Annotated in this window: 21 protein-coding genes; 6 read left to right on the top strand and 15 right to left on the bottom strand. The window is 58.2% G+C overall.

The window, feature by feature from the left end; genetic code table 11:
- Window position 1 precedes the first annotated feature (1 nt).
- Complete coding sequence (gene cysM, locus ACTZWX_RS12405; protein ID WP_058091714.1) at window positions 2-895, bottom strand: cysteine synthase CysM; 894 nt, start codon at window positions 893-895, stop codon at window positions 2-4.
- A 226-nt stretch (window positions 896-1,121) separates the two neighbouring features.
- Here cysM and ACTZWX_RS12410 point away from each other — a divergent pair, with 226 nt between their 5' ends.
- Complete coding sequence (locus tag ACTZWX_RS12410) at window positions 1,122-3,992, top strand: ATP-binding protein (RefSeq protein WP_061332272.1); 2,871 nt, start codon at window positions 1,122-1,124, stop codon at window positions 3,990-3,992.
- 7 nt (window positions 3,993-3,999) lie between these two features.
- Here ACTZWX_RS12410 and pdxJ read toward each other — a convergent pair whose 3' ends face one another.
- The 13 genes from pdxJ to rpoE all read right to left on the bottom strand — a co-directional run bounded on the left by pdxJ (window position 4,000) and on the right by rpoE (window position 17,389).
- Complete coding sequence (gene pdxJ, locus ACTZWX_RS12415; RefSeq protein WP_444714201.1) at window positions 4,000-4,734, bottom strand: pyridoxine 5'-phosphate synthase; 735 nt, start codon at window positions 4,732-4,734, stop codon at window positions 4,000-4,002.
- A complete protein-coding gene (recO, locus tag ACTZWX_RS12420) occupies window positions 4,731-5,471 on the bottom strand; it encodes a DNA repair protein RecO (RefSeq protein WP_444714202.1) in 741 nt (246 codons plus the stop codon). The genes pdxJ and recO overlap by 4 nt, the downstream gene beginning before the upstream one ends.
- 7 nt (window positions 5,472-5,478) lie before the next feature.
- Window positions 5,479-6,396, bottom strand: a complete 918-nt coding sequence (gene era, locus ACTZWX_RS12425) for a GTPase Era (RefSeq protein WP_444714203.1) — start codon at window positions 6,394-6,396, stop codon at window positions 5,479-5,481.
- Complete coding sequence (rnc, locus tag ACTZWX_RS12430) at window positions 6,396-7,085, bottom strand: ribonuclease III (RefSeq protein ID WP_061332276.1); 690 nt, start codon at window positions 7,083-7,085, stop codon at window positions 6,396-6,398. The genes era and rnc overlap by 1 nt, the downstream gene beginning before the upstream one ends.
- Window positions 7,082-7,468: a DUF4845 domain-containing protein gene (locus ACTZWX_RS12435; protein WP_444714348.1), complete on the bottom strand. Its 387-nt coding sequence runs from the start codon at window positions 7,466-7,468 to the stop codon at window positions 7,082-7,084. The genes rnc and ACTZWX_RS12435 overlap by 4 nt, the downstream gene beginning before the upstream one ends.
- Before the next feature lie 25 nt (window positions 7,469-7,493).
- Window positions 7,494-8,282 carry a signal peptidase I gene (gene lepB, locus ACTZWX_RS12440; protein WP_444714204.1) on the bottom strand — a complete coding sequence of 263 codons (789 nt, stop codon included), beginning with the start codon at window positions 8,280-8,282 and terminating at the stop codon, window positions 7,494-7,496.
- Between the two features lie 15 nt (window positions 8,283-8,297).
- Window positions 8,298-10,100 (bottom strand): translation elongation factor 4, encoded by a 1,803-nt coding sequence (lepA, locus tag ACTZWX_RS12445; protein WP_444714205.1) that lies wholly within the window; start codon window positions 10,098-10,100, stop codon window positions 8,298-8,300.
- Window positions 10,101-10,203: 103 nt separating this feature from the next.
- Entirely contained in the window at window positions 10,204-12,930 is a 2,727-nt protein-coding gene (locus tag ACTZWX_RS12450) for a bifunctional diguanylate cyclase/phosphodiesterase (protein ID WP_444714206.1), read from the bottom strand.
- 116 nt (window positions 12,931-13,046) lie between these two features.
- Window positions 13,047-14,525, bottom strand: a complete 1,479-nt coding sequence (locus ACTZWX_RS12455) for a DegQ family serine endoprotease (protein WP_444714207.1) — start codon at window positions 14,523-14,525, stop codon at window positions 13,047-13,049.
- 80 nt (window positions 14,526-14,605) lie between these two features.
- Window positions 14,606-15,055 (bottom strand): SoxR reducing system RseC family protein, encoded by a 450-nt coding sequence (locus ACTZWX_RS12460; RefSeq protein WP_444714208.1) that lies wholly within the window; start codon window positions 15,053-15,055, stop codon window positions 14,606-14,608.
- Window positions 15,052-16,104 carry a MucB/RseB C-terminal domain-containing protein gene (locus ACTZWX_RS12465; protein WP_444714209.1) on the bottom strand — a complete coding sequence of 351 codons (1,053 nt, stop codon included), beginning with the start codon at window positions 16,102-16,104 and terminating at the stop codon, window positions 15,052-15,054. Before ACTZWX_RS12465 ends, ACTZWX_RS12460 begins: the two co-directional genes overlap by 4 nt.
- Window positions 16,105-16,120: 16 nt before the next feature.
- Window positions 16,121-16,684 carry a sigma-E factor negative regulatory protein gene (locus ACTZWX_RS12470; protein ID WP_444714210.1) on the bottom strand — a complete coding sequence of 188 codons (564 nt, stop codon included), beginning with the start codon at window positions 16,682-16,684 and terminating at the stop codon, window positions 16,121-16,123.
- Window positions 16,685-16,699: 15 nt separating this feature from the next.
- On the bottom strand, window positions 16,700-17,389 hold the full coding sequence (rpoE, locus tag ACTZWX_RS12475) for an RNA polymerase sigma factor RpoE (protein WP_061332282.1): 690 nt from the start codon (window positions 17,387-17,389) through the stop codon (window positions 16,700-16,702).
- 139 nt (window positions 17,390-17,528) lie between these two features.
- Between rpoE and nadB the strand changes: the two genes are divergently transcribed.
- The 5 genes from nadB to ACTZWX_RS12500 all read left to right on the top strand — a co-directional run bounded on the left by nadB (window position 17,529) and on the right by ACTZWX_RS12500 (window position 21,836).
- Window positions 17,529-19,136 carry an L-aspartate oxidase gene (gene nadB / locus ACTZWX_RS12480; RefSeq protein ID WP_444714211.1) on the top strand — a complete coding sequence of 536 codons (1,608 nt, stop codon included), beginning with the start codon at window positions 17,529-17,531 and terminating at the stop codon, window positions 19,134-19,136.
- A 34-nt stretch (window positions 19,137-19,170) separates the two neighbouring features.
- On the top strand, window positions 19,171-19,443 hold the full coding sequence (locus ACTZWX_RS12485) for an FAD assembly factor SdhE (protein WP_444714212.1): 273 nt from the start codon (window positions 19,171-19,173) through the stop codon (window positions 19,441-19,443).
- Window positions 19,427-19,888, top strand: coding sequence for a hypothetical protein (locus ACTZWX_RS12490; protein WP_444714213.1), 462 nt, complete (start codon window positions 19,427-19,429; stop codon window positions 19,886-19,888). The genes ACTZWX_RS12485 and ACTZWX_RS12490 overlap by 17 nt, the downstream gene beginning before the upstream one ends.
- A gap of 28 nt (window positions 19,889-19,916) precedes the next feature.
- Window positions 19,917-20,900, top strand: a complete 984-nt coding sequence (ygfZ, locus tag ACTZWX_RS12495) for a CAF17-like 4Fe-4S cluster assembly/insertion protein YgfZ (RefSeq protein WP_444714214.1) — start codon at window positions 19,917-19,919, stop codon at window positions 20,898-20,900.
- A gap of 102 nt (window positions 20,901-21,002) precedes the next feature.
- Complete coding sequence (locus tag ACTZWX_RS12500) at window positions 21,003-21,836, top strand: HDOD domain-containing protein (protein WP_444714215.1); 834 nt, start codon at window positions 21,003-21,005, stop codon at window positions 21,834-21,836.
- Window positions 21,837-22,005: 169 nt separating this feature from the next.
- Here ACTZWX_RS12500 and ung read toward each other — a convergent pair whose 3' ends face one another.
- A complete protein-coding gene (gene ung / locus ACTZWX_RS12505; protein ID WP_444714216.1) occupies window positions 22,006-22,740 on the bottom strand; it encodes a uracil-DNA glycosylase in 735 nt (244 codons plus the stop codon).
- Window positions 22,741-22,743: the final 3 nt, after the last annotated feature.

A 22,743-nucleotide genomic window follows, 5' to 3' on the forward strand; every position in this document is an offset into this window, starting at 1 on the left:
TTCAGGCGCCGGGAAAAACACCGGTAGACAGGTATCGGTCTCCGCGGTCACAGATAATGGCCACGATCACCGCGTTTTCAACCTCACGGGATAATTTGAGGGCAGCGGCAATGGAGCCACCGGACGACACGCCACAGAAAATTCCTTCTTTGGCGGCCAGCGCCCTCATGGTGTCTTCTGCTTCTTTCTGACCAATGTCCAGAACCTGGTCTACCCGGGCAGCGTCGTAAATCGACGGCAAATAGGCCTCGGGCCAACGGCGGATACCGGGGATGGATGCACCATCTTCCGGCTGCAACCCAATAATCTGAATATCGGGATTTCGCTCTTTCAGATAACGGGACACGCCCATAATGGTCCCGGTGGTCCCCATGGAGCTGACAAAGTGAGTCACCTTGCCCTGGGTCTGCTCCCAGATTTCCGGGCCGGTGGTGCGGTAATGGGCCAGTGGGTTATCCGGGTTGCTGAACTGGTCCAGCACCTTGCCCTTGCCTTCGGATTCCATCCGCGCAGCCAGGTCCCGTGCCCCTTCCATGCCCTCTTCCTTGCTGACGGTCACGATCTCCGCTCCGTATGCCCGCATGGAAGCGCGGCGCTCCTCACTCATGTGCGCCGGCATGATAAGAACCATCCGGTAACCTTTGATTGCCGCAGCCATCGCCAGGGCGATGCCAGTGTTACCGGACGTCGCTTCTATCAGGGTATCGCCTGGCTTAATTTCTCCACGGCGTTCGGCTTCCTGAATCATGCTGATGGCAGGCCGGTCCTTCACCGACCCGGCCGGGTTATTGCCTTCCAGCTTGGCCAGAATGACATTGGAGGTTTCCCCCGGCAGACGCTGCAATCGAACCAGAGGGGTATGCCCTACATAATCTTCAATGGTCGGGAAAATCATAGCGAAACCCTGTGATACACTTTTGGGTTCGAATCATACGCTTTATGGCCGCATTGTCCCAATACAGCTTGTCGCTATATCCATGACCCGCGGCTATAACTGTTTGTTCCCGGAACCTTTACCACAGTTTTCGGAAATCAGATCAACTATGCTCATCACACAGGGAAGTGCCGGTTCCGGGTAAGATCGGCCCGGCCAGGCTCAGGAAACTAGCAGGAACATATCTATGCGGCGCTGGGGCATTCGCAAAAAAGTATTGGTGGTAACGCTGGTTCCCACCTTGTTGACCACTTTGTTACTGGGGCTGTTTTTCACCTACAGCTGGGTCAACAACATCGAGAACCTGTTGAGGGATCGGGGTGAATCCCTGTCCCGCCAGCTTGCTGCCGGCTCCGAGTATGGCCTGTTCACCGCCAACCGCAGCCTGCTGAGCAGCTTGTCCAACGCCCTGCTGGAAGAGCAGGACGTTCGCTCGATCACCTTCTTCTCGCCAGACGGCCGCCGCTTGCTCCACACCGGTCCGGGCGGCGCCGATGCCATCGACGAATCCTCCCTGAAGCCGGACCTGGCGGTAAAGATTACCCGGGACAGCAGCACCCGGTTTGTCACTCCGGTTTATCTGCAGGACCTGATGATCGAGACCATGCTCGACCCGGATGTCCGGCAGTCGGCCACCCGGTTACAGGAACCCCTGGGCTGGGTTGCGGTGGAGATGTCCCATGTCCGCACCGAAAAGGAAACCTACAAGGCGCTACTGATTTCCCTGCTACTGGTGATTGGCGGGGTACTGCTCAGCATGGCCATTGCCCTGCGTCTGAGCCGTGCCTTCACCGATCCGGTGTTCCAACTCAATGAAGCCGTAGCCCGGCTCAAGGAAGGTAAGCTGGATACCCGGGTGTACACCAGTGCCGGCCCCGAATTCGAGCAACTGGAATCCGGCCTGAATGACATGGCCTCCGAGCTCAGCAAGGCCCAGGCGGAAATGCAGCAGAACATCGACCAGGCCACAGAGGACCTCCGGGAAACCCTGGAAACCATTGAAATTCAGAATATCGAACTGGATTTCGCCCGCAAGGAAGCCCTGGAAGCCAGCCGGATCAAGTCCGAATTCCTGGCCAATATGTCCCACGAAATCCGCACGCCCCTGAATGGCATCATCGGCTTTACCGAATTGCTGCTGAAAAGCCCCCTGCCCCGCCAGCAACGGGACCACCTGAACACCATCCGGAAATCGTCCGAGATTCTGCTGACGATCATTAACGACATCCTGGATTTTTCCAAGATCGAGGCCGGCAAGCTGATTCTTGACCGGGTACCGTTCCAGCTAAGGGATATCGTGGAAGAGGTGATGGTGATGCTGGCACCGGCAGCCCATGCCAAGAACCTGGACCTGGTGCCACTGGTCTATAACGATGTACCGGACAACGTCATGGGTGACCCGCTGCGGGTGAAGCAGGTCATCACCAACCTGGTCAATAACGCCATCAAATTCACCCAGACCGGTGAAGTGGTGCTGCGGGCCAGCCTGGAAGACGAAACACCCGACAGCAATCGGGTAACCCTGCGCCTGAGCATCACGGACTCCGGCGTGGGCCTGTCCCGGGCCCAGCAACAATCGTTGTTTAACGCCTTCAGCCAAGCTGACGCCTCAACCGCCAGGCAGTATGGCGGCACCGGGCTGGGACTGGCCATTTCCAAGCGGCTGGTGGAAGAGATGGGCGGCAAGATTGGCCTGGAAAGCGAACTCGGCAAAGGCTCTACCTTCTGGTTTACCCTCACCCCGGAACTGTCTGCCGCTGCCGACACCAGCGCGCCAAAAGACGCCCTGCGCGGCGAACGGATAATCTACCTCGAACAGCAGAAAACCACCGGGCTCGCGGTCGAACACCTGTTACGGGACTGGGGCGTGGCAGTACAACGGGTGTCCTCGCCAGCCGCCCTGGTGGAACACGTGGAGGAAGCCCAACGGAAGCAGGAAGGCTACGCCGCCGCCATTATCGGCATTACCCGCCACCTGCTGAACTCCAGCCAGTACTGCAACATGGTGCGTTCGCTAGAAGTGGAGCGGGACTGCCGGACACTGCTGCTGACCCCCACCTTGGAAACCCACGACACGCCGCTGTCCGGGCTGTCCAGCGGACACCTTACCAAACCGGTGTGCCGGGATGCCTTCTACGACGAACTGTTGCTGTTGATCCACGGCATCCAGGCCAGCAACCGGGGAGCAGGAGAAGTGTCCCTGCCACTGAGAAGCAGCGGCCCTTCGAGAGTTCCGCGTGTACTGGCCGTGGACGACAATGACGCCAACCTGAAACTGGTGATGACCCTGCTGCAGGACTGCCGGCTTGAAGCAGAGGGCGCCTCAAGCGGATTCGAGGCGCTGACCAAGGCCCGGCAGAAGCCCTTTGACCTGGTGTTCATGGACCTGCAAATGCCGGGCATGGATGGTGTGGAAACCACGGCACGAATCCGGGATCTGGATACCGGCTCTCATCATACCCCGATCATCGCCCTGACCGCCCATGCCCTGGCCGATGAACAGGAAAGACTGACCCAGCAGGGCTTCGACGGTTACATGCCAAAACCGATCAGCAGCACTCAGCTGGTCCAGTTGATTCGCGAATACACGGGTTATGACTGCAAGAGCAGCAACGACAGTTTCAAAATCTCGGAAGTCCGGGATACCCGCCGCACCCTGCGGCCATCAAACCGTCGCATGCAGCAGGATTGCGTCAGTGTTGATGAAAGCATTCAACTGGCCGCTGGCAAGGCCGACCTGGCGGAAGAACTGTTCAGCATGTTGCTGGAACAACTGCACACCGACATCGAGCGTGTAACCGAACTCTGGAACAACAATGACACCGACGAGCTGCTTGAATGCGTACACAAGCTCCACGGCGCAACCCGTTACTGTGGCGTACCGGAGCTGAGAACCGCCGCCAACCGTTTTGAAACCGCACTGAAGTGCCAGGCCCCGGATATGGAGTTACAGAAGGACCAGCTATTGGCAGCCATGGACCGACTGCAGATCTGGAGTGAACAAACCGACTGGCAGCAGCTGTTCAGAGAGCAGCAGCGCCAACCGGAGACCACCTGAGGCCAGCTTAGGGGCGGGCGCGCTCAATAATGGCGAGCATCTCCCGAACCGCCTCTTTCAGACCAGTGAACACTGCCCTGGCAACAATGGCATGGCCGATGTTCAACTCGTTAATGCCCGGAATCGCCGCCACCCGCTCGGTGTTGTGATAATGCAGGCCGTGGCCAGCGTTCACAATCAACCCTTTCTTTCGGGCATAGGCCACGGCATCGGCCAGCTGTTTGAACGCTTTTTCCCGAACAGCCGGGTCCTGCGCTTCGGCGTATTCGCCGGTGTGCAGCTCGACAACCGGCGCACCACAGCGCACAGCGGCGTCTATCTGCACCGGATCCGGGTCAATGAACAGTGATACTTCGGCCCCGATCCTTGCCAGCCGGTCGCAGGCCTTGGCCACACGCTCTTCCTGACCGTCGACATCCAGCCCACCCTCGGTGGTCAATTCTTCGCGCTTCTCCGGCACCAGGCAGACACACTCCGGCCGAACCTGTTCGGCAAAGGCCAGCATGGCATCGGTTACCGCCATTTCCAGGTTCATCTTGGTTTGCAGGACTTCTCGCAGCAGCAGTACATCTCGATCCTGGATGTGCCGGCGGTCTTCCCGGGGGTGAATGGTAATACCATCGGCCCCCGCTTCCTCAGCCACCAGCGCCGCCTGAACCGGGTCTGGATAGCGGGTGCCGCGGGCCTGGCGTAATGTGGCCACATGGTCAATATTCACACCGAGCAACACTCTGGAATTCATGGGGTTCTCCCTGATGATGAAACGGAATGGCTGAACAGATTGCGGCTGTGTAATGGTTTACCCTGCAACAGATAGTCCACCAGAACACGCATGACCCGCTTGGCGGTCCTGCGCGGTAACTCACCGGTAAAGTCGCCGTCGGCCAGGGCCAGCAAAGCCTCGCCCGGAATCTGCTGCAATCGAACCCCGGTGGCAGCGGCAGACACAATGCCCTGCACCGGATCATAACCGTAGTAATAGCCGGCCACTACTGGCAAGCCGGTATCAGTGGCTTCGTCCCAGGCAAAGTCATACCCGAGGGCCCCGGCAAACGCCCGTTCAAAACGCCGCAAGACCGGCTCCACATCGGCTTTGGCCGCCAGTGCTGCGAGAGCCTGCAAGCTTTCTATGTAACTGGCAAACAGGGTGGGATGAGGGTCTGCCATTGGCAGAATGCGCTGAAGCAGTTCATTGATGTATAGGCCGCTGTACAGGGCACGGGTTTGCGAAAGCAGCGGCGCCGACCGAACCTCAAGCTGCACCAGTGTTTTCAGATCGCTTTTTCCGGTCCAGTCCACCATTAACGGCTGGAACGGCTGCAACTGGGCCTTGAGGGGGCTTTTGGCACTGTTGGCGCCGCGCGCCACCAGACTCATTCGGCCGTGATTCAGAGTAAACAGATCCACCAGCAAGGCGGTTTCCCGCCAGGGGCGCCGGTGAATCACATAAGCGGGCTCCTGCTGCACCGCTCCCTTCATAGCGACCTCAGAAATCGCTCATGCCAAGGCTTTTCAATGCCCGGTCGCTGTCGGCCCAGCCGCGCTTTACCTTCACCCACAAACGTAACATGACCTTGGTGCCAAACATGCGTTCCATATCCACTCGGGCTTCCTGGCCAATGCGGCGCAGGCGCTCGCCCTTGTCACCGATAATGATTTTCTTCTGGCCTTCCCTTTCCACCAGAATCAGGGCCGAGATATGCAGGGTTTTCCCCTCATGCTTGAACTCTTCGATCTCTACTGCCACGGAATAAGGCAATTCAGCCCCGAGTTGGCGGGTAATTTTCTCCCGCACCATCTCCGACGCCATAAAGCGCTCGCTACGATCCGTAATCTGATCGTCCGGGTAGAAGTGCACACTCTGGGGCAGAAAACGTCCCACAGCTTCCTCCAGTGGCTGGAGGTTGGTTTCTTTCAACGCAGACAAAGGGATAATTTCGGCAAATTCCCGTTTTTTGGACAGTGCCTCAAGGTGCGGCAGCAGTTTGTCCCGGCTCTCAACCTTGTCCACCTTGTTAACTGCAAGGATAACCGGGCATTTCAACCGCGACAATTTCTCCAGCACCATGTCATCGGCAGTGGTCCACGCCAGCTGGTCCACCACGAACACCACCACGTCCACGTCGATCAGGGCAGACGACGCCGCTTTGTTCATGTAACGGTTCAGCGCACGGGGCTCGTCTTCGTGCATGCCGGGGGTATCCACATAGATGGCCTGCACCGGTCCGTCTGTCTTGATACCCAGCACCTGATGTCGGGTGGTCTGGGGTTTGCGGGAGGTAATACTCAGTTTCTGGCCCAGGATATGGTTCAGAAGCGTGGATTTTCCCACGTTCGGCCGGCCAACAATGGCGACAAAACCACAACGGCTGTCCGGATCTTCCGGGCGGGTAATATCATTCATCAGGAGTTCTCCACGCCCAGTTGCTTTAGGGCATTGCGGGCAGCCTGCTGTTCAGCAATTCTCCGACTGCTACCGGTGCCGCTGGTCTTTCGATCCAGTGACGGTAAGGCACAGGAGACGTGGAACGTCTGCTCATGGGCTTCACCGTCGACGGAGATCACTTCGTAACGAGGCAGCGGGAACTGCCGGGATTGCAGGTATTCCTGCAACCGGGTTTTCGGATCTTTCTGGGTGTCCTGAATGTCCAGGTTGGCCAGGCGATGCTCGAACCAGCGCAGCACCTGCTCACGGCAGGTATGAAAATCGCTGTCCAGGTATATAGCACCGATGATGGACTCCACCGCATCCGCCAGAATCGACTCGCGCCGGTAGCCACCACTCTTGAGTTCACCGGAGCCAAGCCGGAGATACTGACCCAACTGGAATTCGCGACCGATCTCGGCGAGGGTCACGCCTTTGACCATCCGCGCTCGGAGCCGGCTCAACTGGCCCTCCCGGGCTTTCTCGAAGTGCAGGTACAAGTGCTCTGCAATCACCATATTAACGATGGAATCCCCAAGGAACTCCAGGCGTTCATTATTCTGGTTCCCGTAACTTCTGTGGGTCAGGGCCAGCAGCAACCGCTCGGGTTCCTTGAAGGTGTATCCGATACGACGCTGCAACTGATCCAGATCTGGTTGTGAACTCACTGTCCCTTTAACTCATACTCGTGCTGGAAGTGAACGATGGTGTCCACGTTTCCGAATAGATGATTGCGAACCTCGTAGTCCACCTTGATGACCACAAACTCGCCATTTTTCTCAACGCTGATCTGCTTGGTGTCGAAGCCCCTGACGTTATTGACGCTCAGGCGCCGGTTAATCAGGTTGCGCACCTCAGCCGGCCCCATTCGCGACAACCCCTCGGTGCCATCAAGACCTTCCAGTGCTTCCTGAATGGTGAAATCGTCCAGGTAAGCAGGGCCAATTTTCAGCCCCAGGGCCAGCAGGCTGCCAAAAAACATCGCCACAATCAGCATGGTTAGAGCGCTGCCGCCCTGCTGCTGCAATCCGACGGGATTATTCTTTTTCATCATGTTTGTCTCCGGCACAACGGGGTTAGTCAATGCTACCCACTCGATCAAAAGATGGCAGACTTGTCAGTGATTTCCAGTGCATCCAGATGGCAAAGGCCTTCCCGACCACAAGCTCATCAGGCACAGTGCCCCAGAACCGGCTGTCGTTACTGTTGTCCCGGTTGTCCCCCATGACAAAGTAGTGGCCATCAGGCACCAGCCATTCACCTTCCCCGTTGCCTGCAACCCGGCCCAGGGTCAGATACACATCGTGCTCAACGCCGCCCACTTCCTCACGCCAGCGCTCCATTGGCGGAAGACGGGCCACAAACTCCCTGGCCACCGGTTCATCATTGATAAACAGCTGTTTATCGCGATAGCGCACCCGGTCACCCGGCAAACCAATCACTCGTTTGATGTAGTTGGTGGCGCCATCCTCCGGATAACGGAACACCATGACATCACCACGCTCGGGATCACCCATCGACACCACCTTGGTGCCGGCCACTGGCAACCGAAGCCCGTAGGCGTACTTGTTTACCAGGATAAAATCACCAACTTCGAGGGTCGGCAGCATCGAACCGGAGGGAATCTGAAAGGGTTCTACCAGAAACGAACGAAGCACCAGAACGATGGCCAGCACCGGGAAGAATGATCGGCTCAGGTCGACCAACCAGGGTTCACTGGCTTCAGCAGTGTCATCAGACGCGGCACCGCCAACGTCCGGACCAGCTGCCTGCCGCCGTTTGCTGAAAAACACTTTATCCGCCAGCCAGATCAATCCAGTCGCGAAGGTCAGAACCACCAGTACCAGCGGAAAATCAATATCCATCCGGGAGCCTTAGTTTTAGTTATCCACTTTCAATACAGCAAGAAACGCTTCCTGAGGCACCTCGACATTGCCCAGCTGCTTCATACGTTTTTTACCTTCTTTCTGCTTCTGAAGCAGTTTCTTCTTCCGGCTGACGTCACCACCGTAACACTTGGCGGTAACGTTCTTGCGCAATGCCTTGACCGTAACCCGTGACACCACTTGGGTTCCGATCGCCGCCTGGATGGCGATATCAAACATCTGCCTGGGAATCAGCTCTTTCATTTTCTCGATCAGCTGGCGCCCCTTGCGGTGCGCCAGATCCCGATGCACGATCAATGCCAGGGCGTCGACCCGCTCACCGTTAATCAACACGTCCAGGCGAACCAGATTGGCCTGCTGGAACCGCACGAAGTGGTAATCCAGCGAGGCAAAACCACGGCTGGCAGACTTGATCCGATCGAAGAAATCCATCACCACTTCCGCCATCGGCAACTCGTAGGTGAGCTGAACCTGGGTGGACATGAAGTGCATGTTCTTCTGAACACCCCGCTTCTCTTCACACAGGGCAATAACGTTACCCAGGTGTTCCTGAGGCACCAGGATATTCGCCTCCACGATGGGCTCACGCATTTCCTCGATAGAGCCAATATCCGGAAGCCGCGAGGGGTTGTCCACCGACAGTGTCTCACCCTGCTTGGTAATGACTTCATAGATTACCGTGGGCGCCGTGGTAATCAGATCGATATCGTACTCACGCTCCAGCCGCTCCTGGATAATTTCCATGTGCAGCATGCCCAGGAAACCACAGCGGAACCCGAAACCAAGGGCGTCAGAATTCTCTGGCTCAAAAAACAGGGAGGCGTCGTTCAGCGTCAGCTTTTCCAGGGCATCCCGGAAGTCGTCATAATCGTCAGCGCTGACCGGGAACAGGCCCGCATAAACCTGTGGCTGAACCTTCTTGAAGCCCGGCAACATCGGAGTTTCGTCGGCGAACTTCTGATGCACGATGGTGTCGCCCACCGGTGCACCGTGAATATCCTTGATACCCGCCACCACAAAGCCTACGTCACCGGCTTCCAGAACATCAGTGTCGGTGGGTTTCGGATTAAAAATACCCACCTTGTCGGCATTCCACGCTTTCTTGGTGGATTTGATGACAATCTTGTCGCCTTTGCGCAGAACACCCTCGGTCACCCGAACCAGGGATACCACGCCCAGATAGTTATCGAACCAGGAATCAATGATCAGCGCCTGCAGAGGCGCACTACGGTCACCCTTCGGTGGCGGAATCTTCCGGATCAGATCCTCAAGTACATCTTCCACGGCCAGACCGCTTTTGGCACTGCAGCGCACCGCATCGGCGGCTTCGATACCGATGATGTCCTCAATTTCCGCCGCCACCCGTTCCGGCTCTGCCTGGGGCAGGTCCATCTTGTTCAGAACAGGCACCACTTCAAGGCCCTGCTCAATGGCGGTATAGCAATTGGCCACCGACTGGGCTTCCACACCCTGGCCGGCATCTACCACCAGAAGCGCACCCTCACAGGCGTAGAGGGACCGGGATACCTCATAGGAAAAATCCACGTGGCCAGGGGTGTCGATGAAATTCAGCTTGTAGGTTTCACCATCTTTGGCGGTGTAGTTGAGCGTTACGCTCTGGGCCTTGATGGTAATACCCCGTTCCCGCTCCAGATCCATGGAGTCAAGCACCTGTTCGGCCATTTCGCGGTCGGTCAGGCCACCGCATATCTGGATAAAACGATCCGCCAGTGTGGATTTACCGTGGTCAATGTGGGCAATAATGGAAAAGTTACGGATTCGGCTCAGTTCAGTCACAGACAATGATTACTCATATAAGACGTAGGGTTGAGCCCGGAATGGCCGCTACCGGGTCCGGGAACGGCGTGATTTTACCGGTTACCGGCCGCTATTGCCATGATCAGGAAATAAGCGGCTTCTCGTACTGCCGGATCAGGAACCCGATCAACGCGTCTTCGTCCAGCGGGTAGCTGAACAGATTACCCTGACACTGGGCGCACCCGGCGGATTTCAGGAAACTCAGCTGCTGCAGGGTTTCCACGCCCTCGGCTACCACGGTCAGGTGCAGTTTCTTCGCCAGCGCGATCACGGCAGACGCCACATCGGTAGCACTGACGTTATAGGGAATGTCCCGGATAAACCGATGATCAATCTTGATGACGTCCAGCGGGAGCTGCTGTAACGCGACCAGCGAGCATGAACCGGTCCCGAAGTCGTCCAGGATCAGGCAAACCCCGAGATCATTCAGCGACACCAGCAGTTCACGCAGCATGCGAGGGTCTTCGTTCAACAACTCTGCCGGCATCTCCAGTTCCAGTCGCTCCGGCGACACGCCGGTTTCCGTAATGACCTGACGAATCATGTCCAGGAAACCGGAATCGGTGAGCTGTCGCACCGACAGGTTCACTGCCATCTTCAGGGATTCGAAGCCGGCCCGTTCCAGGGCCTGCACCTGAATACACGCTTGCCGCAGGGCCAGCTCGCCCAGCCGGACAATTAGGCCGGTCTCTTCCGCCAGGTTGATAAACTGCTGCGCCGAAACCAGTCCCTTTTCCGGGTGGTGCCAACGCAGGAAAGCTTCAACGCCAATCACCCGCTGGCTGACGAGATCAATCTTTGGCTGGTAATGCAGAACAAACCGGTCGCCATCCAGGGCCGTGGCCAGCTCTTCCTGCTGCAACAGGCGCCGGGCGGCCTTGATATTCATGGCAGGAGTGAAGAACTGATAGGTATTGCGACCCAGCTCCTTGGCCCGGTACATGGCCAGATCGGCATACTTCATCAGAGTAACGGCATCCTCGCTATCATGCGGAATCAGAGTGATGCCGATACTCACGGTAATGCCCACTTCGTGGTCGTTCAGGCGTATTCGCTGGCACAGGCGGCGGAGTATGGACTCTGCCACCTTGCCGGCGGCGTCCGGCCCGCTGATCTGAGACAACAGCACCACAAATTCGTCGCCTCCCAGGCGGGCCACTGAGTCTTCCTCTCGCACACAACCTTCCAGCCACAGCGCCACCTGTTTCAGCAGCTCATCCCCGGCGTCGTGCCCCAGGGTGTCATTAATGCGTTTGAAACCATCGAGATCCAGAAACATCAGGGCCGCGGGTTCACCACTGCGGCGACTCCGGCGTACCACGTGGTTCAGACGGTCCCGGAACAACTGACGGTTTGCCAGCCCGGTGAGCGGGTCGTAGAACGCCAGTCGATGCAACTCGGATTGGGCAGCTTTGAGCTGGGTCAGGTCCCGCAGGCTCAGGACTACGCCATTAACGCCAGGCACCGACAACATGGCGGTATAGGTGCCTTCCATGTCACGCCATTGGCCCTCAGCATCCCGGATACGAGCCCGGACGACCGGCATCTGTTTGCCCGGAGCACGCATGGATTCCTCGAACCCGCGCTGCAGCTGGAGCAGATCGTCCGGGTGCACCTGGGCTTCAAGTTGCATTGAGTGGACCTTGTCAGGGTCGAAGCCCAGAATGTCTCGGCTGGATGGGCTGGCATAAAGGGGCTCGCCGTGGCGATCCATCACCAGCGTAACGTTGGCAGCCCCTTCCGTAATGGCCCGGTAGCGGCCTGCGCTGATCTGAGCGATCAGTCGGGAGCGAATCAACGCCAGCACAAACAGGCACAGCAGAACACTGATGGCCAGACCGGACCCAAGCACAATCGGTGGGCGAGGGTCTGCCGCCAAAAAGTCGAAGGCAGGCGTGGAGCGGGTCTGCAACAGCCAGTTCCGCCCCCCGTGGGAAATGGTCTGGCTCATTTCGAAACTGTAGTCGTTGTCCAGTGAACCGAGATTGGACCCATACATCAGTGTATCGCGGGCGGCCACCCTGCTATCGTAGATCCGCACGTCAAGAAAGGGAGAGATAAGGCCAACAATGCCATCAATCAGGTTATTCATCCGGAAGGCACTGAACACATAACCAGACAGCATCATTCGACGCTCTGCGCGAACGTCCGGGATTTCTCCGCCCTGATATACCGGGTAGTACATCAGAAAGCCGGCCTGGTCTTCCGCCAGCGATTCCTGAACCAGAACCACCTTACCCGTCACGGTTGGTACAGCATCGTCCCGGGCCCTTTCCATTGCTATCCGGTGTATCGGATCACTGAAGGCATCGTAACCCAGCGCCCTGCGGTTGCGATCTGTGCCCGGTTCCAGGTACACCATGGGGTAATAGAACGGGCCCGTACCGAGCGGCTTGACCAGATAGTTATAGACACCTTCGGCCCGCACCGAAGCGATGTGATCGGCCATATCCCGAACACCAATCCGTTGCACATACCCGATACCCTGAATACCCGGGTAGTAACGGTCGATATCGACTTTTTCGACATACTCCCGCCACTGCTCCCTGGTTACTTCCCCGGCGACCGAGAACAAACCGGAACTGCCTGCCAGCACCTGCTCATAATTGAGTAACCGTTCTTCGATGGCGCTTTTCAACTGCAGGGACTGGGTTCGGAAGTGGGCCTCGGTGCGGTCTTCCACAAGGCGGATTGACACCTGCCATAGAAGCAGGGTGGCGGCTACGGCAACAAAGAACACAAGCCAGGCAATCCAGGCATGGCGTAATTGCAGAAGCTGTCGGAGGGGAAGTTCCTTGCTGGTCATCATCGTTTTCGGTCCGTTCCATGACCCCATTTATTATCAGTTTGGGCGATTATAGCAAAAGCCCCCGGGCCTGTCGTCAAAGACACCGGGGGCTTGCGAAACGCCTGTTTTCTATGGTGTCAGGGCTTCATCACCAGATAGATGGCACGACCCTGGCGGACGATTCTGACCGAAACCGCCCGGTTAGACGGCAGCTTGCGGGTAGCGTGCCGGAAATCCTCCACTGAGCGCACCTGTTCGCGATTAATCTCGGTGATGATGTCCCGGGAACGAATCCCGGCTTCCGCTGCCGGCCCCTGGCCTACCCGGGTCACCAGCACGCCGCCCTGAACACCGGCGGCACTGGCCTGCTCCGGCGCCAGGGATTCTACCGCCAGGCCCAGCGGGTCCTGTGACGGCGCATTGTTTTCACCTACCACGGGGTCTGAACTGTCATCGCCATCTTCCGGCAAGCGGCCGATGGTCACATCCAACTCAATTTCCCGACCACCCCGCAGTACCGTCAGCCGGGCCGATTCGCCCACCGGCGTCCGGCCCACCAGCGGCGGCAGGTCTGATGACAACTGAACCGGCTCGCTGTTGTATTCCAGCACGATATCTCCGGATTCCAGGCCTCCCTTCTCAGCCGGCGACCCCTGCATGACTTCCGCAATCAGCGCGCCCCTCGGGCGTTTCAGGCCAAAAGATTCCGCCAGGTCCCGGTTTACTTCCTGAATCAACACACCAAGCCAGCCCCGCGCAACGCTGCCCTTGTCCCGGATCTGGTTGAATACGCTCATCGCATCGTCAATCGGAATGGCGAAAGAAACCCCCATGAAACCGCCAGAGCGGGTATAGATCTGGGAGTTGATACCCACTACCTCACCATCAAGATTAAACAGTGGCCCACCGGAGTTACCGGGGTTGATTGCCACGTCTGTCTGAATGAATGGCACGTAGTTTTCGGAGGGCAATGAACGACCAAGGGCGCTGACGATGCCTGCCGTAACCGTGTAGTCAAAACCGAACGGAGAACCGATGGCAAACACCCATTCGCCCACCTTGAGGTCACGTGAACGCCCCACCTTGACCACGGGCAGATCCTCACCGTTCTCGATCTTCAGCACGGCCATGTCTGAACGGGGGTCGGTGCCAACAATGGTGGCCTGAAACTCACGACGGTCGTTCAACCGCACGATGACCTCGTCAGCACCTTCCACTACATGGTTGTTGGTGAGTACATAACCATCTGTTGACACAATGAAACCAGAACCCATGGAGCGCTGGGGCTGCTGCGAACGGGGCGAGCCGCCGAATGGCGATTGCGGGCCACGGAAAAATTCCTGCAGGAACGGCGGCAACTGCTCAAGCTGCCGTTCATCGAACGGCGAACCCTGGAAACGGGAGCCCTGATTACGTGGTTCACTTGTGGTGCTGATATTCACTACCGCGCTGGAGTTCTCTTCAACCAGTTCGGTAAAGTCCGGCAAGCCGCGCGCGGCCAGGGATTGGCTCCAGAAAACTGAAACCATGACGGAAAGCGTCAGTAAGGCCGCCCAGTAGTGTCCTGCGCTCCGGACCGGAGCCAGACGGGCAACCTCTGTGTTTGATCTCGGCATGTGGAACCCCTGTTCTGCTTGTAATTACGCTGTAATTCTGGGGCCGGCAACCCGATTTTCAACTTACAAAACGGTAGGATTCACAGACATGTCACGGAATGAGCACTGTTCACTCTGATCAGCCGCGGCTGGTATCGATCTCCACCCCGGCGCTGCCATCGACGCACCCACCAGAATCCCGCCCCGAGCCCTGCCAGGGCGCCCGCGATGGCCGCGGCATCGGTGCCGCTAAACCATCGATAACCAACAATACTGGCCAACACCATCAGCAGCAACGGAGCACCATACACAGCCAACGATGCTGTCAACAGGGACTGTTCATCAATACCGATCACCACTTCATCACCAACCCTGGCACCCAAGGTATTCCCCACCAGAATCTGATTCGCGCGCCCCCCGGATACTTTGGCCAGTGCCCGCTGACCACAACCAGCTCTGGCGGAACAGCTCTGACAAGCGCCGGTGCGGATGGTTTGCACCCAGACACTATCGCCACTCAGGGCCACCACCTTACCGGTCTCGGTGATCACAGCCCTGATAACTCCAGGGCCAGGGAGTCATCTATTTCAACGGCATCCGCCACTTTCCGGGCAGTACGAGGGGGAATCTCGCCCACCACGGCAACCAGGAACGGTCTGTCGGCGACCAGGATCTCGCGCATGTATATAGTGGTTGCCCCCACCCGCGAGGCCCCTGTCGGCATTTTCAACTGGCCAACCGGTTCGACAAACACCGAAAACGCTGCCAGGCCATCCGAGAAAGCGACGGCTTTGCCCTTGCCAGACCGCGGCGCGGCCGCTGGCACAAAGCCCTCGGGCCGCCAGTTGAGAGTCCAGCCGCTCATGCGGCCGACCACCGATTGCTGAGGGTCTCTGGTCGCCAGCGTGCGGGTTATTTCGCGCCCCTGGGTCTGTATTTCCAGCTCCTCGTCGGCGATCTCATCGGTAATTTCGAGACTGGTAAACTGAAAGTGCTCCAGCACTTCGCCATCACCATCGCGGACCTGGCTCTTGACCAGCAAGCCGGTGTCTTTTTCCATCCACAGCCGATGGCTGTATCGCTCGTCATCACGGGCGGTTAACGCAATGGTCACCACATCATAACCGGCGATGCGATCTTCACCCGCAAGCTCTGAGCGATACCATTGCCCAAACGGCATCAGCTGACTGGTGAACGCCTCGGCAAACGGGCCGGAAGGAATCACTTCGTTAAGGCTCACCCGACCACGGTCAGGGAGCACACAAACCACATTCATGCCTTTACGGACAATCTCGCCACTGCCACCATCCTGCATGACCAGTCGCTCTTCCACCTGGCCATCCCGAAAACGATGGGCAATCTTCATGGAATGGACCTGATCCCCACGGGCATAGACGAAAACACCTCGGTAAGAGGTCATGTTCAAAGCCGGCCCCAGGCGCTCCAGCCACGACATCGCATCAGCGGGATCTGCAGAAACAGGTTTGTTACTCGTCTCAGCATTGGCTCCGTGAGCAGGCAGCATGATCAACACTCCGGCAAGCACACCGGCGAACACGCTTCGGCTCAGGGACACCAGGCTGCTCACCACCCACTTCATCGGCCGTTCCCCAACGTCAGTAGCCACTGCTGGCACTCACCAGCCGGGCATAACCAACAGAACCCCGGCCTGCGCCAACACTGTTGTGCTGCGCGTGTTCGAGCATAAACTGGCGCATCTGCTTAAGCTGATCTTCGTCCAGACGCTGCAAGGCAACTTCCTCGACACTGGCAGACAAAGCCAGTGCATCCTCATCAGACAGCTCGGTCACTGCCACCGCAGCTACCGGCTCCTGGGCTTGCCCATCCCATCCGGCGCCGGCGCCAAATCCAATGACCAGAGCCATAACGACCATCGCCGCCACCGGCCATCGCCAGTAGGAGCCTGCGGCAACCTGAGTCTTGAGCCTTGAAGGTTCAGGGCGTACGTGACCATCGAGAGCCTCACGGACAGCCACCGCCACATCGACGCTCTCTTCAGGGCCATGACTTTCATGCATGAGGTCACGAACCTGTTGCCAGCGTTGCCACTGGTTCCTGACCTCATCCTGATTACCATGAGACAACAGGCGACGAACCGATAGTTCATCTGCTTCGTCGTCCATCATCGCGGACAGGGTTTCTCTGAGACGCTCATCCATCGGATGCAACCTCATTTACGTCACTGAATGATTGAGCAAGGGACCCAAGTGCCGGTCCACTGCATCCCGGGCCCTGAATATCCGCGACCGAACGGTTCCGATCGGGCATTCCAGAATCCGGGCGATATCCTCATAACTCAGGCCATCATATTCCCTGAGCAGAAAAGCGGAACGAAGTTCCTCAGGCAGGCCTGCTATTGCTTCCGAAAGTGCTTTTTGCAGCTGCTCCCGCTGCAACAGCCGCTCGGGAGAAGCGACATCCCGCAGCCGACCACCATCGTCAAAATTCTCTGCGTCTGCTGAGTCCGCCGAGCCCTGCGGCCGGCGACCACGGGCTTCCAGATAGTTCTTGGCGGTGTTAACGGCAATCCGGTACAGCCAGGTGTAGAAAGCGCTGTCGCCACGGAACCGCTCGACCGCCCGGAACGCTTTGACAAAGGTTTCCTGGGTCAGGTCCATTACTTCCTGGCTGTCGTAGACGTATCGACTGATGATGGAGGCCACCCGCGACTGATACTTGACCACAAGCAGATCAAAGGCCGCACGATCGCCATTGCGAACCTTGCGCACCAACTGCAGATCCGTCTGACTGTCGGTCTGCTCACCCGGTTTCCAGTCGTTATCAGGAGTCATGGACGACGTAACAGAATGTCCTGTCTTGGTAGCCAACGGAGTGGCCTTGATAAGATTTGCTGCTTGTGTCATTCGGCTCTTCCGGCGTTCGATCATGAACCCATGGTCCTGGACAGCAACCGGCGGGCGGCTTATCCATCAGGCCAAATAGACAGCAAGCGTAAAGTTTAGTTCAATACACGTCCACATTATGGCCCGCGATAACGACTCAATGCCACAGCCCTTCGAATACGACGTTCTCATTATCGGCAGCGGCGCTGCCGGTCTGACCGTAGCGCTCAATCTGCCAGAGCACCTCAGCGTGTGCGTGGTCAGCAAGGCAGACATTAGCTCCGGCGCCACACTCTGGGCCCAGGGCGGCATTGCTGCGGTGATTGATGATGCCGACTCCGTCGAAAACCATATCCTGGATACCCTCAACGCCGGCGGCGGTCTGTGCCACGAAGATGCCGTGCGCTTTACCGTGGAGCACAGTAAAGAGAGCATCCAGTGGCTGATTGATTCGGGCGTAAAGTTCACCCGCCAGGATGACAGCGAAGACTACCACCTGACCCGGGAAGGTGGCCACAGCCACCGGCGCATCATCCATGCCGCCGACGCCACTGGTCATGCGGTGTCGACCACACTCGCCAGTCAGGCACAGGCTCGCCCGAACATTGATCTTAAAGCGGGCCGGGTGGCGGTAGACCTGATCACTAACCGCAAACTCGCCCTGCCAGGCAACCGATGCGTAGGCGCCTACATACTGAACCTGGAAGATAACCACGTAGAATTGTTCCGCGCCCGGTTTACCGTGATTGCCACCGGCGGCGCCTCCAAGGCCTACCGCTACACCACCAATCCGGACGGTGCATCCGGCGACGGCATCGCCATGGCCTGGCGGGCCGGTTGCCGAGTGGCCAACATGGAATTCAACCAGTTTCACCCCACCTGCCTGTACCATCCACATGCCAAATCGTTTCTGATTACCGAAGCGGTTCGTGGCGAAGGCGGCGTGCTGAAACTGCCAGACGGCAGCCGATTCATGGACCGGTTCGACAAACGTGCCGAACTGGCGCCCCGGGATATCGTCGCCCGGGCCATCGACCATGAAATGAAACGCCTGGGTGCCGACCATCTGTACCTGGACATCAGCCACAAACCGGCGGATTTCATCAAGCACCACTTCCCCACCATTTATGAAAAGTGTCGGGAGTTTGGCATCGACATCACCAGGGAGCCCATTCCGGTGGTGCCGGCCGCCCATTACACCTGCGGCGGCATTGTCAGCGACGAACGGGCTCGCACCGACATCAACCAGCTGTATGTGGTGGGCGAAGCTGCCTTCACCGGCCTGCACGGTGCCAACCGCATGGCCAGCAACTCCCTGCTGGAATGTCTGGTGTACGGCCGCGCTGCCGCCGCTGACATCGCCCGGCGGGAATCCGACATACCGGAGCCGCCCATCGCACCGGACTGGGATGAAAGCCAGGTGCGTGACTCCGATGAAGACGTTGTGATTTCCCACAACTGGGACGAATTACGCCATTTCATGTGGGACTACGTGGGCATTGTACGCACCACCAAACGTCTGCAGCGAGCCAAGCACCGGGTGGATCTGTTGTCCCGAGAAATCGGCGAGTTCTACAGCAATTACCGGGTCACCAACGACCTGATTGAGCTGCGTAATCTGGTCACCGTTTCCGACCTGATTATCTGCTCAGCCCTGCAGCGTAAGGAAAGCCGGGGCCTGCATTACACACTGGACTACCCAGGGCTACTGAACGATCCGCAAGACACGGTTCTGGTACCCACCACCTATCGAACAATTGCTCCCTAACCGGGAGGCACCACTCTTTTCAAGGCAACCGACTATGTCAGACACCAACGCATCCAACGACCATACCGACTTCCATCGCCTGTGGTGGCACAGCCGCCGGGGCATGCTGGAACTGGACGTTCTGCTGCTACCTTTTCTGGAGGAAGCGTACCGGGATCTTAATCCGGATGACCAGGCCCGTTTCAAGAAACTGCTGAGCTGCGAAGACAGCGATATGTTCGAGTGGTTCATGCAACGCAGCCGGCCGGAAGACCCGGATCTTCAGCGCATCGTTGACATCATCCTGAACCGTGTCCAGCCGGATTGATCTGACTCTATCCCCCTCCGGCATCGCGGGCCTGCTGGCCAGTACACCCTGGTTACTGCTCAGCGCTTTTGCCCTTGGTACGGCACTGGAAACCAGCCTCTGGTTACTGATGGCAGTGCCGGTCACAATCGCTTTCGCCTGGCGAAACTTCCGGCGCTATGGCCTGTTACGCGGGCCCAAGGCCCTTAAGTCCCTGCGCACCGACAGCGGCGGCATAACCTGCCAGTTCGGCGATGGCCATGAGACACCCGTTCGGGTCTGCGTCTCAAGTACCCTGGGTGCGTCCTGCCTGATCTTGAAACTCCACCCCCAAGACTCCAGATCAGGTAGCATCATGGTAATGATTACCGGCAAGATCGGGCCATTCCAAGCCAATGCTCCCGAGCATGAGTTTCGACGCCTGCGGGTATGGCTGAGAATCGGCCATATGCGTAACGCACACTGAACTCCGCTGACCCAACATGGAGATCACGATGAACCCCACGGAAAACCCTCGGCCACACTACTCGTCTGACGCCGGGTACACACAGCTCACCAACAGACTGGTGGTGCGCATCAGCGGCCCCGGCGCCGACAAGTTTGTTCAGGGCCAGTTTTCCCAGCATGTGGATGAGGTGATACAGGCCCAGTCTTTGCGGGCAACCGCCTGCACACCCAAGGGACGAGCTTACTGCGTAACCCGCATGGTACGGCACGGCCAGGACCTATTGATGGACCTGGATACAGAGCTGGCGGATGACACCCTTAGCCACCTCCGCAAGTACCTGATGCTGTTTCGTGGGACCAGCATGGACGTGCTGCCTTCCGCCCGAATCCTTGGCCTGATCGGTAAACCCGCCGCCATCACCGCCTGCGGAGACGCAGCCGAATCGCTTTCCCGGCCGGGGCAGACGCTGGCCACCGGTTCCGGAATCCTGATTCGAATCGAGGATACCAGTGACCAGACGGCCCGCTACGAATGGTGGCAGCTTGAGGGAGATCAACCGCTGCCGGAGGAACTGCCCGAGTTATCCATCGCACACTGGAACGCTTCCAGTATTTCCGCCGGCGTGCCTTGGCTAACGGCCCAGACTCGGGAGGCCTATGTTCCGCAGATGCTCAACCTGCAACACCTGCAAGGCGTTCATTTCAAGAAGGGCTGCTACACCGGTCAGGAAGTGATCGCCAGAATGCACTTTCTGGGGCAGCTCAAGAAGAGCCTGTTCCGGTTGCGTTTTGAGGGTTCCGGCACTGCACCGGAACCGGGCACCAGGCTACTGAGCGAGGGCAAGAACGTTGGCGAGGTAGTTAACGCAGAGCTCACGTCTGAACAGGCTGGTGAGATGCTGGCGGTTATCCGGCACGACGCTCAGCAAGGCACCCTGGCTCTGGAAGGCATGAACACGGTGACCGTGACCATGCAACCGCTGCCTTACCCGGTGCCCGAGCAACAGCCCGCAACGCAGGCAGATACATAAGTTGACAGGAAAAACCGGAAAAATTTGCTATAAATTAAACCACATACCGGTTTACCCCGTGCGCGCGAGCAGCGCACCCAGACAAGCGGAACGTTACTGACCATGGCCAACATTGTAGATACCATCAAGGCTGACCTGACCGACGCCATTGAGAACGACAAACTGGTGCTGCCAACGCTGCCGGAGGTGGCGCTTCAGGTTCGGGACATCGCCGAGTCCGAAGACTCGGCCATCGCTGACCTGGTCAAGGTCATCAGTAACGACACAGCCCTCTCTGCCCGGATTATCCGCGTGTGCAACAGCCCGCTATTCCGGGGCAGCCGCGCTATTGAAAACCTGAACATGGCGGTCAGCCGCCTTGGCATGGCCTACACCAGCAACCTGGCCATGGGTCTGGCCATGGAGCAGATGTTCCAGGCCACCTCAGACATGGTCGATAAGCGGCTGCGCGCGACCTGGCAAACCAGCACTGAAGTGGCCGGCGTATGCCACGTTCTGGCCCAGCATTACACCAAGCTCAAACCGGATCAGGCCACGCTGGCGGGGCTTGTGCACCTGATTGGGGTGCTGCCTGTTCTGCGCTATGTGGAGGACAGGGACATCCAGATCAGTAGTATCATGCTGGATAATGTCATTGATCAGCTGCACCCGCGCATTGGCGCGCTGATTCTCAAGAAGTGGGATTTCCCGAGCGATCTTCAGAATGTGCCGCTGGAGTATGCCAATTTCCAGCGCGAGGTGCCGGCGGCGGATTATGCCGATCTGGTGATGGTGGCGAATCTGCAACTGGTGGCGGGTACAGATCACCCGTGGACTGAGATGGACTGGAATACCATTCCCGCCTTTGGGCGTTTGGGGTTGGATCCGATTATCGACATGAGCGAGGAGGAGGATCTCAACGCTCAGATGGAAGCGGCGATGGCGTTGCTTCAGTAAGCTTCAACATCACGCCTGGAAGCAAGGAGCTTGACGCCCGTCTTTACGGCGGGGTTGAGCTCCCAAAACACGCTGTGAATACCTCCCTGTACGCTCTGCTCCGCCATCCCTGGCTCCGCAAGGTTTCGTGAGCTCAACCCCGCCGCAAAGACTACTCACCAGAGAGCCTTCAGCTCTTCGCATATCTCTGGATAAGCTGAAATCTATCCGGCAGTGACCAATCGACTTGAGCTATTCCCTGCTTTTGCAGCCAGTCATTAGCTTGCGAGAAGTGCTGACAACCAAAAAAACCTCGATAAGCACTCAGCGGTGACGGGTGCGGCCCTTCCAGAACCAGATGGCGATTGCGATCAATGTGCCGGCCTTTCTTCCTGGCGTAGCTGCCCCAGAGCAGAAACACCACGCCCTCCCGCTCCCGGTTGATGGTTTCGATCACTTTGTCGGTGAAGGTCTCCCATCCCTTGTTCTGGTGCGCACCAGCGTTGCCCTGTTCGACGGTGAGCACCGCGTTCAGGAGTAATACGCCCTGTTCTGCCCAGGGTTGCAGGCAGCCGTGGTCTGGCGGGGTGATGGCCAGGTCGGTTTCGATTTCTTTGAAGATGTTCACCAGGGACGGCGGCGTGGTAACGCCCGGGCGGACGGAGAAGCAGAGGCCGTGGGCCTGGCCGGGGCCGTGGTAGGGGTCCTGGCCGAGGATGACGACTTTGACCTGGTTAAGGGGAGTGCTGTTCAGGGCGTTGAAGCAGTGTCTTTGCTCCGGGAACAGTACTTTGCCAGCCTGCTCTTGGGCGGCCAGGAATTCGGCCAGCTGCCGCATGTAAGACTGGCGGAACTCGTCCGCCAGCCACTGGTCCCAGCCGCGGCCGGGCTTCAGTTGTTGAGCCAGTGCCTCGGCAGGGTGCATGGG

This window comes from Marinobacter sp. NSM (assembly GCF_052380025.1).
Classification (GTDB): domain Bacteria; phylum Pseudomonadota; class Gammaproteobacteria; order Pseudomonadales; family Oleiphilaceae; genus Marinobacter.